This window comes from Bacteroidota bacterium (assembly GCA_016699695.1).
Lineage (GTDB): Bacteria > Bacteroidota > Bacteroidia > Bacteroidales > UBA10428 > UBA10428.
Genome location: CP065006.1, coordinates 944,240 through 958,954, shown reverse-complemented (window position 1 = coordinate 958,954; position 14,715 = coordinate 944,240). Strand labels below are relative to the sequence as shown.

Genomic DNA, 14,715 nt, shown 5'->3' with positions numbered 1-14,715 from the left:
TTGAATTTTCAACCTTTAATCATGACTTTTTATTGTCTAATCCAAGCCAGGCTTTCATTCTAAAGCTTAAGAGTAAAACAACCAGTAAAATACCTGTAAAGAATGCCATTCGGCCCAGGTAATCGCCATAGCGAACATAAAAGGTTATTTTATCGTTGGCATTGAGCGTGTCGACAAGTGCACCGCGTTTCCACCAACCTAGTTGCTGCAATACATCGCCCCGCTGATTAATAAATGATGAAATGCCGGTGTTTGCTGAGCGGGCAATGCTTCTTCGGGTTTCGATGGCTCTTATTGAGGAAAGGCTGTTGTGCTGGCGATGACCGGGTGTATTGCCCCACCATCCATCGTTGGTAATCACAAAAATGTAGTTCGCTCCAAGTTTTACATAATCGGTAACGTATTCACCAAAAACCGATTCCCAGCAAATAACCGGGGCAATTCGAATGCTGTCGTTTTTGGCCAGTAAAACTGAACGCTCTGGTTGGGTGGCGTTGCTCCTGAAGGTTCCACCAAGGTTCAACATAATTTTCTTCAGAAACTTAAGCTGGTTGGAATATGGCATTTTTTCGATCCCTGTAACCAGTTGCGATTTATGATAAATCTGAATTTCCCGGGTTGTATCGACCAGAATAGCCGAGTTGAAATAATCGTAATAAAAGCCTTGTTGTGCCAAAGGACGCGCTGTGGTGGGTATGTTATCGCCAGGGCCATACTGCTTGCGGCACACGATGCCGGCTACATAATTACACTGGGGATATTGAGTTAATAGCTGCCTGATGAGTTGTACATCCTCTACCTGCTCAAATTCGCCAATCCAAAAGTTACCTAATAGCGAAGTCTCGGGTGTCACCACAAAATCGGTTTCGCCATCGATATGCTTAGTTGCCTCCTGAATCTGAACCATGGCATGCTCAATGGGTGCAATATCGTTGAATTTGAGATAAGGATCCATATTAGGCTGCACCACCACAATGCGGCGTGGGTTTTCCTTTTCGGTATAAATGTAATACCAAACAAGAGAAACCAGCAGAGGTAGGATAAAAACAAGTACCGCGGCTATTGTGTAGTTTTTTGATTTTACTTTCTGTAGGGTTGATTGCTGAATGGCACTAAAAACAAACACATTCACCAGCAAAATCCAGAGTGAGCCACCCAGCACACCGGTTAGTTCGTACCACTGAATAAGCTTTACTTCGTAGGCAAAGCCATGACCCAGTGTGAGCCAGGGCCACGATATTTCGCCATGCAAATAGGCAAATTCAAAGGCTATCCAGAATACTACAAATGCAAAAAGACCCGCCTTTATTCCCCAGGCGGTGCGCACCTTATAGGTGAGCCACATGGGTATACTCATAAAAAATGTCGATACAAAAACGGCTGCCAGCATTCCGGGGAAGGAAGCATTTTTAACCCACCAGGTTGTAGCAAGGTTCCACACCAAAAATGCCAGCGTAGATAAAAGAAATACCCTTCGCCCGCCATTCTTTTGAGTTACCATTTTTTCGATAAGCCATAACAAGGGAACAAAGGCTATCATGGCAACAATGCCGCTTCCCCATTCGAACCATCCCGGAATGAGCAAAAGACCACTAAACAGAGCCAAAACGAAGTTGTTTGAGAATATCTTTTTCATACAATGCGTATTATTTTTCAATTTGAGCGTAAAACTATAACCTTCGCTACGATTTACAAAACAATAAGTATAGCTCTGAAGAAGAATATTTCAAGGTCACTAAAATCATTTAATTTTTTAATGAACATTCATCAGTATTGTCCGTTCTTGCAAAAGTCTTTTCGATATTTTTGCACCACATAATATTTGCACCATTATTAGTATGAGCAATCCACTCCTTCAGGTTTTCAGCACTCCTTACCAGTGCATTCCTTTCGACCAAATCAAGCCCCTTCATTTCGAATCAGCATTTGAAGAACTGCTCAAAGAAGCACGCGATGAAATAATACAAATTGCAGAAAATCAATCGCCTCCAACCTTCGAAAACACAGTTGTCATGCTTGAGCGCTCAGCTGAAAAGCTTGGCAGGGCATCGACCATTTTGTTTAACCTGAATGTGGCCGAAACCAACAAAGAAATACAGCATATTGCCCGCAATGTATCTCCTTTGCTGGCAGAATACCGGAATGATATCATCCTTAATTCCAGGCTTTTTGCCCGGATAAAAGCCGTGCATGAACAGGCAACTGCCGGTAAATACGACACCGAAGATTGGCGATTACTCGATAAAACTTATAAAAATTTTGTGCGTAACGGGGCTATTCTCGGGGAGGAAAAGAAAGACCGCTACCGCGAAATTACACGTACCCTTTCCAGCCAAACTGTGGACTTTGGTGAGAATGTGCTGGCAGAAACCAACAACTATACATTGCATATAATCAATAAAGACGATTTGGCCGGCCTGCCTGCCGACCTGATTACCCAGGCACGTATGGATGCCGAAAGCCGCCAACTCGAAGGCTGGATTTTTACACTGCAATTTCCGAGTTTCGGTCCCTTTATGAAGCATGCCGAAAACCGCACACTGCGTCGCGAAATGTATATGGCCTATCAGACCCGATGTTTAAAAGACAATACACATAACAATACGGGCATTATTAAGCAAATAGTAAGCCTTCGCTCGGAACTGGCCATGATGCTGGGCTTTAAGCACTATGCCGATTTTGTGTTGAGCAACCGAATGGCCGAAAATACCGAAAATGTCGAGTCGTTTCTTCAAAAACTACTCGAGGCCACCATGCCGGTAGCCCGCAGAGAGTTTGACGAAATGAAACAATTTGCTGCTGCGCAAGGATTGCAGGACGAACTTCAGGCGTGGGACTGGTCGTTCTACTCCGAAAAATTACGTAAACAAAATTTCGACATCGACGACGAAATGACCCGGCCTTACTTTCAACTCGATAAAGTAGAAAAGGGAGTATTTGAACTGGCAACAGTGTTATTTGGTCTCAGCTTTAAAAGAAACCAAAAGATTCCTGTTTACCATGCAGATGTAATAGCTTATGAAGTGTTCGACCGCGATGGTTCTTTTCTTTCGCTGCTTTATATGGATTATTTTCCGCGCGAAAGCAAAAAAGGAGGTGCCTGGATGACTGAATATGTGCAACAACACATCGATGCCATTGGGAACAATATCCGCCCTCATGTTTCGCTGGTATTCAATTTTACAAAACCTACCCCTTCAAAACCTTCCCTGCTTACTTTTAACGAAGTAACAACTCTCTTGCACGAATTTGGTCATGCCCTGCATGGTATGCTGAGTAACTGCAAATACGAAGGACTAGCCGGCACCAATGTCTACCGCGACTTTGTAGAGCTTCCCTCACAGCTTCTCGAAAACTGGGCTACCCAGAAAGAATGGCTCGATAAAATTGCATCGCACTACCAGACAGGTGAAAAAATTCCGAACGAACTCATTGATAAGCTTATTGCTGCCCGCAATTTCCAGACAGGCTATTTTTCTGCACGCCAGTTAAGTTTTGCAATTTCCGATTTGAGGTGGCACACCCTTACTAGCCCTTTTGAAGGTAGCGTGGAAGATTTTGAAAAACAAGCCACTCACACCACCAGGCTGCTGCCTGCAATAGAAGGTACGGCAATGAGCCCGGCTTTTAGTCATATTTTCTCCGGCGGTTATGCAGCTGGTTATTATAGCTACAAATGGGCCGAAGTATTGGATGCCGATGCCTTTGCCCTGTTTGTGGAAAAAGGAATCTTTGACACTGATACTGCAACAAGTTTGCGTGAAAATATCCTTTCGAGAGGTGGAACCGAGCATCCGATGGATTTGTATATCCGTTTCAAAGGCAAACAACCCGACATTGAAGCCTTGCTGGAAAGAAGCGGATTGAAAGCATAATCTGATGGCCCTGGTAAAAAAGGGGCTTAGTTTTGTTGTTCCCTTTCTGCCTCGGCTTGTTGACGCAGATTAATCGAAAAGTCCCAGATAAAAATTAAACTAAATAAATCAGCAAGCTGTTCCTCTGTAGCTGTTTGATGCACATATATTGCGGTGCGATCCGGCAAATAATTGAGCAGGGCTATCATTTGGTTACCCGAGTAAACTTCGGAGCAAAAGTATAAGGTATTAAATTGCACCCGATACTCTTTCGACCGCAACCGACCAGTAAGGGCTTCGTCCCAGTTAAAGGTAAAATTTCCGATTTCTGTTTTTTCCATATCCCGGAATATCACTTCCACAGAGGAGACTGCTGTAGCAAAGTTGAAGAAAGTGGTTTCTCCACCCTTTAACTTTACCAAATACTCCTCATTGTTTAAATGATTTATCATGTGGTATCCTTCTTTAAGCCAATTGCCACTTACAACCCCCTCGAAATTGTAACTACTTCCGCTGGTATTCCAAAAATTGTTTTTAAATGTTAGCACATCCTTCATTTCGACCATATCCCGACCATAGGCATAGCCCTTCGGAATGCGGACCATATAGAATTTCTCGGTGGCTGAGACAAAATCTTTGTAATACCCTGCAGTTGGTTTCATTACAAATCGTTTCTCTATCTTTTTGTCTTCATGTGCAAATGCTTGTTCCAATCCTTCGAAATAAAATGCATAAAAATCTTCCTCGCCCATCATTACCTGGTCGGCAATTTCTTCTCCGCGCATGGTTTCGAAAGGAATGGTAATTTTCGATTGATAAATCTCTTTCCCCTTGAAGTTAAAGGCTTTTACAAAAGTATGAAAACCATATACCGGGATGTCATTGGTAATATGCCTCAGGTTAAGAAAAGTTAGCACTTCGATGTAAACTGTTTCCGGATTTTTCTCAGTCAGAGCAATTTCCTTGGCGTTTAAAGAAGGACGAAAAGAATTGAAACTAGTTTGCACCTGCATCGGTTCGGAAAAAACAACTGTATCGACATTAAACTTCGATTGGGTATATTTTTCAATGTCACTAAAAATGTCTTGTGTAAACTCCTTGTGTTGAAAATAAAAAGGAAAGGCTTCTCCCATGGATGCCTCAGAACTTTGCTGCACACTATAATGTACTGCGGTAATTACAGCTTTTTTGTAGGTTTGCGATGACAATTGACCAACAAGGCACAAGGAGAATAGCACGAGATAAATCTTTTTCATAGGGTTTATTTTTTGCATCCTTAAGCAAAGTTGGTGCCAGACTAGCCTTATATCGAATTTACTACAAAAAAGATTTATTATTATTGGCCTATTGCCCGGCCACAACAAACAATACACTTGTCGCCACTATTCCTCCCAATAAAAAATAAAAACGCGATTTTCTTAGCTGCATGTTTTCGTAATGCAAAGTTTCTTTATCAATGCGCACTTTTTCCAGTTCGCGGTCGTTGTTTTCGAGTTGCATTTTCCAATAACTGGCTTCATAATTTCGTAAGCTCACTGCACTGTCAGTTTCAACAATTCTAAGCTGCATGTTTTTAACCAGTTCTTTGTATTGTTCCACGCGCATGGAGTCGAACTCTGCTTTGGTTTGGTAATCGAGCAACTTAATAACCTTAGCCCGTGGCATGTAAAAAACTACCTCGCCCGACTGGTTTGTATATGTCTCGCCCGGATTAAGCTTACCCGTAGTGGGTTGCTGCGCATTTAAGCTCCATAAGGGTAATAGAAGGAAAAACAGAATAAAATTTCTCATTGAAATGAATTTATAGGTTATTCAGGCGGTCGAGTATTTCGGCATCGGATAGGTTGCTGTTCTTCTTAAGTGCTTCCCTTTCCGATTCGTCCAGTTTGCTAATCTGCTCGGTAAGTTTGGCCGAGCGGTAATCGAGGTAATCCATGCGGGCTTTCATGGCCCGGAACTGATTATCAAAATCAGCTTTTACCTGGTCCCAATCGGCCCGCTTTACAGCATGCTCCGATTCTATGCTCTGGATACGTTGCGAGAGAGGTTCGGTCTGAAACAGCTTGGCTTTTACAGCAGCAAAGAAACCAGCTGCACCAGCCACAATTGACCCCAGCCCAATTTTGTCGCTAAAAACTAAAAGCGACATAGCCCCCAGAATCAGGGCAATTATAAGTATATACTTTACGGTTTTCGACATGGCTTTGCTCCTTATTATTTGCTGTCGGGTTCGTCACCTACAACTTCGGTTCCATCGGGCCTAAACCTCGAATTGTTTGTTGTTGCATTCTTCGAATCGGCCAAAATGGTTGTAAGTACTTGTTTGCTCTGTGCTTGTTTGTCCAGAGCTTCTATTTCGGCTTTGTCTTTTCGTTCTGTAATACGGTATACTTCTTTCATGCCAAAAATAAGGGCCCAAATGGTGGTATTAAAAGTAACCCATTGCGCACCGTTAATACCACGCTCAAACACATTTTCGCCTATCTCGTAAGGTACATTGTTTTTATGAATAAGTAAGAGCCAGGTAGAAATTCCCATACTGGTAACCAGACCCCATACTTTCACACTGATAATGCTAAACAGGAATTTCGACAAAAATTTGTTCCAGAAGCCCTGTTCTCCAAGGGTATAAAACTCTTTCTCTTGTTGCATGTTGGTTGATTTAGTTGTTTTAATATCGATTCGATCTGCAGGTCCTTTTCATTCGCTCAGGCTGTGAGGACTAAAAGGCGTTTCCAGGTTTGGGGCCCTACAATGCCATCTACCTCCAATTGATTATCGGACTGAAATTTACGGATAGCAGCAAGGGTATTCACTCCAATAACTCCATCGGCCTTGCCACTTGCATAGCCCAGCTGGTTGAGACGTTTCTGTATTTCTTTCACTGTTTTGTCCACTTGTGGGGTCGAGTTCGTTTCAGCTATGTTGTTGCGGTAGCTCTCAATCCATTCCTGTACGATATAACCCGGGCAGGCAGGCTTTCCGAAGTGGTAGTGCCCGTACACATCCTGATTCGTTAGTTTAAAGGCATTTTGAAGGTAACTCACAAGTTCAGCAAGAGCATTCATTTGCTCCGGTTTGGGTTCAGAAGTACCCACCGAGTGGCCGGGTCCTGCAAAGTTTCCAACTAACATAATACCGATTGAAACTGCATTTTGCCCACTGGTATGCCAGGTAATGGCCGAAAGCTCATTCGCCTGAGTCACTTCGCCTTCTTTGCTGATACCATAATGGTAGCAGAAATGCGGGCAACCTTGCGGCGAAATGTGGTTGGGCCGGATGTGGTAGCGGTTTACTGCCTCGATGGGGCTTTCGCCCAGCTCCTGGTGAATGATTATTTTATTCACACGGCTGAGCTCTCTGACCGACCAACGGCGTGTAGCATGCCATTCAAGGTCGGCAATCATGTTTTTAATGTTCATTTTTTTTGAAGTAGGTTTGTGTTGGTAAGATTCCTTAAGGTGTGGTAAGTTAGATAATTATAGTTTTTATTACAACAGCTTTTTGATGATTGGAAATAAAATCCGGAAAGAAAAATAGAAAACTACTTAAGCAATCAACCTATTCGTTGTATTTTTTGTTAATGTATTGGCAAATAAATCTAAATGTACCAGAACAACCAGATTTCGATTCCGGCTTTCGACTTACAGCACGAAAACCATAAAGTAGACTTTGCCCTGCGGACAATGGAAGAAATTCATGCGCGCCAGGGGAATAAACCAGACTTACCTCACCGGCACAACTATTTCACCATTCTTTGGGCCAGCAAAGCCTGCGGCCAGCATTTTATCGACTACCGCGAACACTTGATTACCCCTCACCTAATTTTTTTTGTGAACCCCGGACAGGTTCACCAGGTAATTACCTTTGGTGAGCCGGAAGGATTGGTAATTATGTTCACTCGCGAATTTTTACAACAAAATAACATACCCGAAGAATTTATATCAAACCTGGGTTTGTTTTCCGAAACTGCCGATACTCCGCCACTTAAGCTGGATAAAAATTCTTCCAACCGATTGCATGAGATTGCCAGCCAAATGAGAAATTCTTTTAACAGCGATGACCGTTACAAATCAGAAAGTCTTGGCGCCTATCTTAAGCTATTTCTGATTGAATGCAATAAAATGGCACCACAACTGGCTACTAACAATACACAAACCCTGCAATCAGGGCGTATCATTCTAAAATCGTTTAAAGCTTTGGTCGAGCAATACTTTCATCAATGGCACAAAGTTTCGGAATATGCTTCAAAGCTCCACATCACTTCTGACTACCTGAATAATGTGGTAAAAGCATCGATTGGCAAAACTGCCAAAGAGTTTATTCAGGAAAGAATTATTCTTGAAGCCAAACGCATGGGTCTGCATACCGACCTAAGTAACAAAGAAATTGCTTTCAGACTAGGTTTCGATGACCCTTCACATTTTAGTAAATTTTTCAGTACCAGCCATGGGGAGTCTTTTTCCGATTTCCGTAGTTCGCTCGAAAAAAGCATGGCAGGCACCAATTAAAAGAATGATTCAATTCAAGTTGTCGGGGTTTTTACATCTATTGTTCCGATTTTTCCATTGATGCCATTTGGTTTTGGCTATACCTTTGTTCTGAAAGAAAAATGAAAATGAAACATGTATTTCACAAATCGGACAGCAGAGGCCACTTTAATTACGGATGGCTCGATACGAGGCATACGTTTAGTTTTGCCCGTTATTATAATCCCGACCGCATTAGCTTCGGAGCCCTGAGGGTGCTCAACGATGACATTGTTCAACCCTCGGAAGGATTTGGAAAACACCCGCATGACAACATGGAGATTATTACCATTCCTATTACGGGATACCTGCTTCACCGCGATTCAATGGGTCACGAGCAAGTGTTGCATGCCGGCGAAGTTCAGGTAATGAGCGCAGGGAAAGGATTGTTTCATGAAGAATACAACGGTAGTTCCGAATCAGCATCCAACTTTTTGCAGCTTTGGATTCACCCCAATAAATATCACATAGCTCCACGCTATGACCAACGTGCTTTTAATCCAGAATTGGCAAAAAACACCTGGCAAAGTCTTGTAGGACCCATGGGGTCAGAATCCTTAAATATTTATCAAAATGCGTATATATCGCGCACATTTCTGTCGGCAGGAAAATCTTCTGAATATAAATTAAACAGTTCGCGAAATGGCTGTTACCTTTTTATCGTGGAAGGTAATGTAAGGCTTGGAGAAATTCCTCTTGAAAGCCGCGATGGATTAGGATTATGGGATACCGGAAGCTTCAGGATCGAGGCCGAAACAGATGCATATATTATCAACATGGAAATACCGATGAAATCGGACTGATATACACTTTTTATAAATAAAAACCAAAAATTAAAGAACATGAAAACATTTGCAAATTCAATCTTATTGGCAGCATTCCTGATCGGAACCAGCGCATTTGCCCAGGACCTGAAAGTTGACCTCTCCAAATCGAGTCTGAAATGGACCGGTAAAAAGATTGGTGGTGCCCACAATGGGCAAATCAGCCTGAAAGATGGCAGTATGAAAATTGCCGAAAATCAGATTACCAGTGGCACATTTGTCATTGATATGACCACAATTACCTGTACCGACCTTACTGGCGAATGGAACGAAAAACTGGTTGGTCACCTCAATTCCGATGATTTCTTCAGCACAAGCAATTTTAAAACTGCTACTCTTGTAATATCCAGTGCAACAAAATTTAGCAATGGTGTTGCTCAGGTAAAAGGAAAACTCACCATAAAAGGAATGACACACCCAGTAAGTTTTGATGTAAAGCAATCGGGAAAGACCTATACCGCAACTGTGAATGTAGACCGCACACTGTATGATATCCGCTATGGATCGGGAAAATTTTTCGATAACCTTGGCGACAATACCATCGACGATATATTTACCCTCGATGTAGCCATTACAACACTCTAACAGCCAGTACATAAACTTTTAGTTTTGCGAAAAGCAAGATTTGGAACAGCTTGTTCCGGTCTTGCTTTTTTATTTATCACAAGCCGATAGGCAGAGATATGAATCGGTCACTTTTCATTCTTTTTTAAGACGAATCTGTATTCAGCAGATAAATAATTGAATCTTTTATGCCATTATGGCGTTATTTTAAATATTTATATGCCATAATGACTTGTTTTGTAGAGTGGTATACAAATTGAAAAATGTTTGTCACGAAACAAAAAACAAATTACAAACAAAATAATAGGAGGAAAGAACCATGTTAGCCACACGAAAAAACACCACCATGCCGGCAAACTTTCTGAATAGCTTTTTCAACGATAGTTTCTGGCCAATGCACACAAGCTGGAACAATGAGCAGAAGCATAGCAACATGCCAGCTGTGAACGTGGAAGAAACCGAACGTGAATACCTTATTGAAGTAGCCGCACCCGGTTTAGACAAAAAAGATTTTAAGGTAAGTGTAGACAAAGACGTACTTACCATTGCATCGACTCTTGAGGGAAAAAGGGAAGAAAAGAATGCTGATTTCATTCGCAGAGAATTTAACTATTCATCGTTCAGCCGTTCTTTCAGACTCCCCGAAGGCACCAATGCAGAGAAAATCAAAGCTGTTCATAAAAATGGCGTGCTCACTATCAGCCTCCCTAAAAGCGAGGAAAAAGTAAAAAAAGCCATTGAAATAAAAGTTAACTAACCAACAAGCCAATAAGAGGTGCGTCAGATTAAAAACAAACAATTTTAATAACAATTTAATACATATACACATGATACCAATTGTAAGAACTTACCGTAGTAACCCCGTTTTCCTGAGCAACATTTACCGCGATGAATATTGCGGAGGGAAGACTGAAAACTTTACTCAAAAAGTAAATATCAGCGAAACCGAAAAAAATTATCTTATCGAAATCCTTGTTCCTGGATTTGAAAAATCAGAAATAAAGGTTTCGGTAGATAAAAATGAACTCACTATAGCCTCTTTGGATAACAAAGAACAAAACACAGAAAATAAGTTGAACTATTTACGCCACGAGTACCAAAAAGGAACTTTTAGTCGCAGCTTTCTTTTGCCAGAACACGTTGAAACTGACAAAATAGAAGCACTGCACCAGAATGGAATTCTTAGTATTTCAATTCCGAAAAAAGCCAAAGTTGAAATTCCGGTACAGGAAATCGAAATCGCATAAACACAAGGCCCTTGCCAATCGAAACACCCGCCTGATCTTTAAATAGGCGGGTGTTTTTTATAATGCCCGGCACATCAACATGCCTCTCTCAAAATTGCAGAAGGAATCTTCTTTTATCTTCGAACTACTTTTCTACCTTTGCAACCTTAATATATAACCATAAAAATATGAAGGCATATGTTTTTCCCGGACAGGGAGCGCAATTTGTAGGTATGGGAAAAGATTTGTACGAATCTTCACCTTTAGCCAAAAAATTGTTTGATCAGGCCAACTCAATTTTAGGATTTAACATTACCGACCTTATGTTTGCCGGTACCGACGAAGACCTCAAACAAACCAAGGTAACACAACCTGCAATCTTTCTTCATTCAGTAATTCTGGCTAAAACGCTAGGCGACAGCTTTCGGCCCGAAATGGTGGCAGGACACTCCCTGGGCGAATTTTCTGCCCTGGTAGCCGCAGGAGCACTTTCTTTCGAAGATGGATTAAAACTGGTGGCCGCCCGTGCTTATGCCATGCAAAAAGCCTGCGAATTAAACCCATCTACAATGGCAGCGATTTTAGGTCTCGATGACGAAATTGTTGAAAAAGTATGTGAAGAAATTGACGAGGTGGTTGTATGTGCCAATTACAACAGTCCGGGTCAGCTTGTAATTTCGGGTACCAATGCGGGCATAGACATTGCATGTGAAAAACTTACAGCTCTGGGGGCAAAAAGGGCATTGAAATTACCCGTAGGTGGTGCTTTCCATTCACCCTTAATGGACCCTGCAAAAGTGGAACTTGCTGCAGCCATTGACAATACAGAATTTAAAAAACCTGTATGCCCCATTTACCAAAACGTAACAGCTACGGCCGTTTCGGAGCGGGAAGCTATTAAGGAAAACCTAAAAACTCAGCTTACAGCGCCGGTAAAATGGACACAAACAGTAAAAAACATGTTATCCGATGGAGCTACTTCGTTCACGGAGGTGGGACCTGGAAAAGTCTTACAAGGCCTCATTAAAAAAGTAGACCGTAACATCCCGGCCGAAAGCGCTTAGCAAACTTTAGAATTGAAAAGCATGAAATGGGGGCCAATGTCCCCATTTTTCATTTAGACTGGGCGTTTTTTGGCAATATTGTGTATTTTCGCAGCTTTATGATAAATATCAATTATAGCCTTTTCGATACCAATCCATATTAACAGCGCACATCATGATTGTACTTAAGTTCGGTGGTTCATCGGTCGAGTCGCCGGAAGGTCTCAGGCAAATAGAAAAGATTATCGCATCTTATCCAAAACCCATAATTATAGTGGTTTCGGCCTTTCATAACGTTACTAATCTACTCGAAGAAGCTACCAGTCTGGCCTCGTCAAAAGATATTCGATACAGCGAACTTTTGAATCAGATTGCCGAAATATACCACAATTCCGTCAAACAAAACCATGCCCCGAAAGAGCAAAACCATGTACTTTTAAGCCTACAGCCCCTGCTCGACGAACTAAAAAACCTTTTAGAAGGCGTATACAGATTAAACGATCTGACACCAAAAATACACGACCGGATATTGAGTTTTGGCGAATTACTTTCATCCACCCTTATCTGCAAATCGTTCAGTGATGCAAGTTATTCCGACTCACGTACTCTAATTAAAACCAATAGCCAGTTTGGTGCGGCACGTATTGATTTTGAGACTACTTTCACTCTTATTCAAAAAGAATTTTCCGGATTTAAAGGAGTGTGTATCGTGCCTGGATTCATTGCCTCCGATGCATCGGGCGCCACAACTACCATCGGTCGTGGTGGTTCTGACTTTTCAGCTGCCATTTATGCTGCAGCCCTCCATGCAAAAAGGCTCGAGATATGGACCGATGTAGATGGGTTTATGACTGCCGACCCACGCAAAGTTAGTAAAGCACTTCCCATTCAGCATATGACTTATGCCGAAGCTATGGAGTTATCGCATTTTGGTGCCAAGGTTATTTATGCTCCAACCATTCAACCAACCTTCCAAAAGAAGATACCCATACTGATTAAAAACACATTCAATCCCGAATCTGTTGGCACTTTGATTTCTGATAAACCAGAATCACCCCTGATTGACGCTCCGGTGAAAGGAATTTCGTCTATCGACGACATCGACTTGATAACCCTGCAGGGACCAGGCATGGTAGGAACAAAAGGCACTTCCTCTCGCCTGTTCAGCGCCATGGCACATGCCGACATTAATATTATCCTTATCACTCAAGCTTCGTCCGAATATTCCATCACTTTTTCCATATCGCCACGTGATACCGAAAAGGCAGTGAAATCAATTGAGATTGAATTCGAAAAGGAAATACACCTGCGAAACGAGGTGAATATTTTGGTAGAAAAAGATCTTTCCATTATTGCCATTGTAGGCGAGGGTATGAAGAATGTACCCGGCGTTTCGGCTACCCTCTTTCATGCACTTGGACGCAATGGTATTAGCGTAATTGCCACAGCGCAGGGCTCATCGGAATTGAATATTTCGGTTGTAATTCGCAAAAAGCTACTTCGCAAAGCACTCAACGTCATTCACGAAGGATTTTTTCTGAGTAATTTCAAAGACCTTAATCTTTATGTAGTGGGCACCGGCACGGTAGGAGGTAGCTTTTTACAACAGATAAAACAACAGCGCAATCATTTGCTGCAAGAACACAAATTAAAGGTGAATGTAATTGGTATCAGCCGCTCGCGCAAAATGGTCATCAACCCCGAAGGTGTTAATCTGGAGAATTACCTCGCTGAAATTGAACAGGGGGATACAGCCAACCTGAATAAATTTGTGGAGGCCATACGTGAACTGAACCTACGCAACAGTGTGTTTGTCGATTGCACTGCGGATGAAAATGTGGCTAAAGTGTACAAAAAAGTACTGGACTCTTACGTTTCGCTGGTCACAGCCAACAAGGTAGCCTGCTCATCGGACTATGCTGAATACAAGGAGCTCAAAAAAACCGCCCTGCACAACAATGTTAAATTCATGTACGAAACCAATGTGGGTGCAGGTTTGCCTATCATTAATACCATCAACGACCTCATTCGTAGTGGCGATAAAATTCTCAAGCTCGAAGCGGTTCTTTCCGGCACACTCAACTTCTTGTTTAATGTGCTCAGCGAAGAAGTAAGTTTAAGCGCAGCTATTCGCATGGCAAAAGAAAAGGGATATAGCGAACCAGACCCTCGAATCGACCTGAGCGGTATCGATGTTGTGCGCAAACTCGTAATTCTAGCCCGCGAAGCAGGTTACCCGATTGAGCAGCGCGATGTAAAAGTGAATGCTTTTTTGCCTGCCGATTGCTTTGAAGGTTCAATTGATACCTTTTGGCACAAGGTGGCCGATTTCGACAAAGAATTTGAAAACAAACGAAAAGAATTATCGGCCAAAGGGCTTAAATGGCGCTTTATTGCAAGCCTTAATTGTGGCGTTGCTGAAGTCGGGCTGCATGAAGTAGATATGTTTCATCCTGCTTATCCGCTAGAGGGCAGCAACAACATACTGCTTTTAACTACTGAGCGTTATAAAGATGCGCCTATGATGATACGAGGTTATGGTGCTGGCGCCGATGTTACGGCAGCAGGGGTTTTTGCTGATGTTATAAGGGTTGCCAATATTTAACATTGTAATAGTTAAAATAATTCGAACTAAGTAAAAGGAATAAATTTTTATCAACCGCAAGTTGGGTTAA

General features: G+C 42.1%; 14 protein-coding genes. 8 read left to right on the top strand and 6 right to left on the bottom strand.

Annotation, left to right across the window (positions count from 1 at the left end; genetic code table 11):
- Positions 1 to 19: 19 nt before the first annotated feature.
- Complete coding sequence (gene lnt / locus IPM71_03990; protein QQS51896.1) at positions 20 to 1,636, bottom strand: apolipoprotein N-acyltransferase; 1,617 nt, start codon at positions 1,634 to 1,636, stop codon at positions 20 to 22.
- Positions 1,637 to 1,838: 202 nt separating this feature from the next.
- Here lnt and IPM71_03985 point away from each other — a divergent pair, with 202 nt between their 5' ends.
- Positions 1,839 to 3,875, top strand: coding sequence for a M3 family metallopeptidase (locus IPM71_03985; GenBank protein ID QQS51895.1), 2,037 nt, complete (start codon positions 1,839 to 1,841; stop codon positions 3,873 to 3,875).
- A gap of 26 nt (positions 3,876 to 3,901) precedes the next feature.
- Here IPM71_03985 and IPM71_03980 read toward each other — a convergent pair whose 3' ends face one another.
- The 5 genes from IPM71_03980 to IPM71_03960 form a co-directional block, all read right to left on the bottom strand.
- Positions 3,902 to 5,110, bottom strand: coding sequence for a hypothetical protein (locus tag IPM71_03980; GenBank protein QQS51894.1), 1,209 nt, complete (start codon positions 5,108 to 5,110; stop codon positions 3,902 to 3,904).
- Positions 5,111 to 5,198: 88 nt separating this feature from the next.
- The gene (locus IPM71_03975; protein ID QQS51893.1) at positions 5,199 to 5,645 is read right to left on the bottom strand and encodes a hypothetical protein; all 447 of its coding nucleotides are present in this window, start codon (positions 5,643 to 5,645) and stop codon (positions 5,199 to 5,201) included.
- A 10-nt stretch (positions 5,646 to 5,655) separates the two neighbouring features.
- On the bottom strand, positions 5,656 to 6,054 hold the full coding sequence (locus IPM71_03970; GenBank protein ID QQS51892.1) for a hypothetical protein: 399 nt from the start codon (positions 6,052 to 6,054) through the stop codon (positions 5,656 to 5,658).
- A gap of 14 nt (positions 6,055 to 6,068) precedes the next feature.
- Entirely contained in the window at positions 6,069 to 6,506 is a 438-nt protein-coding gene (locus IPM71_03965; protein ID QQS51891.1) for a hypothetical protein, read from the bottom strand.
- A gap of 56 nt (positions 6,507 to 6,562) precedes the next feature.
- A complete protein-coding gene (locus IPM71_03960) occupies positions 6,563 to 7,276 on the bottom strand; it encodes an N-acetylmuramoyl-L-alanine amidase (GenBank protein QQS51890.1) in 714 nt (237 codons plus the stop codon).
- Positions 7,277 to 7,459: 183 nt separating this feature from the next.
- Here IPM71_03960 and IPM71_03955 point away from each other — a divergent pair, with 183 nt between their 5' ends.
- From IPM71_03955 to thrA, 7 genes are all read left to right on the top strand, one after another.
- A complete protein-coding gene (locus tag IPM71_03955; GenBank protein ID QQS51889.1) occupies positions 7,460 to 8,365 on the top strand; it encodes a helix-turn-helix domain-containing protein in 906 nt (301 codons plus the stop codon).
- A gap of 107 nt (positions 8,366 to 8,472) precedes the next feature.
- Positions 8,473 to 9,186: a pirin family protein gene (locus tag IPM71_03950; protein ID QQS51888.1), complete on the top strand. Its 714-nt coding sequence runs from the start codon at positions 8,473 to 8,475 to the stop codon at positions 9,184 to 9,186.
- A 39-nt stretch (positions 9,187 to 9,225) separates the two neighbouring features.
- Positions 9,226 to 9,792, top strand: a complete 567-nt coding sequence (locus IPM71_03945; protein QQS51887.1) for a YceI family protein — start codon at positions 9,226 to 9,228, stop codon at positions 9,790 to 9,792.
- A 298-nt stretch (positions 9,793 to 10,090) separates the two neighbouring features.
- Positions 10,091 to 10,528, top strand: coding sequence for an Hsp20/alpha crystallin family protein (locus IPM71_03940; protein QQS51886.1), 438 nt, complete (start codon positions 10,091 to 10,093; stop codon positions 10,526 to 10,528).
- A gap of 70 nt (positions 10,529 to 10,598) precedes the next feature.
- Entirely contained in the window at positions 10,599 to 11,018 is a 420-nt protein-coding gene (locus tag IPM71_03935; protein ID QQS51885.1) for an Hsp20/alpha crystallin family protein, read from the top strand.
- 167 nt (positions 11,019 to 11,185) lie between these two features.
- Positions 11,186 to 12,061 carry an ACP S-malonyltransferase gene (gene fabD / locus IPM71_03930; GenBank protein QQS51884.1) on the top strand — a complete coding sequence of 292 codons (876 nt, stop codon included), beginning with the start codon at positions 11,186 to 11,188 and terminating at the stop codon, positions 12,059 to 12,061.
- A gap of 154 nt (positions 12,062 to 12,215) precedes the next feature.
- Entirely contained in the window at positions 12,216 to 14,645 is a 2,430-nt protein-coding gene (gene thrA / locus IPM71_03925; GenBank protein ID QQS51883.1) for a bifunctional aspartate kinase/homoserine dehydrogenase I, read from the top strand.
- The last annotated feature ends 70 nt before the right edge of the window (positions 14,646 to 14,715 follow it).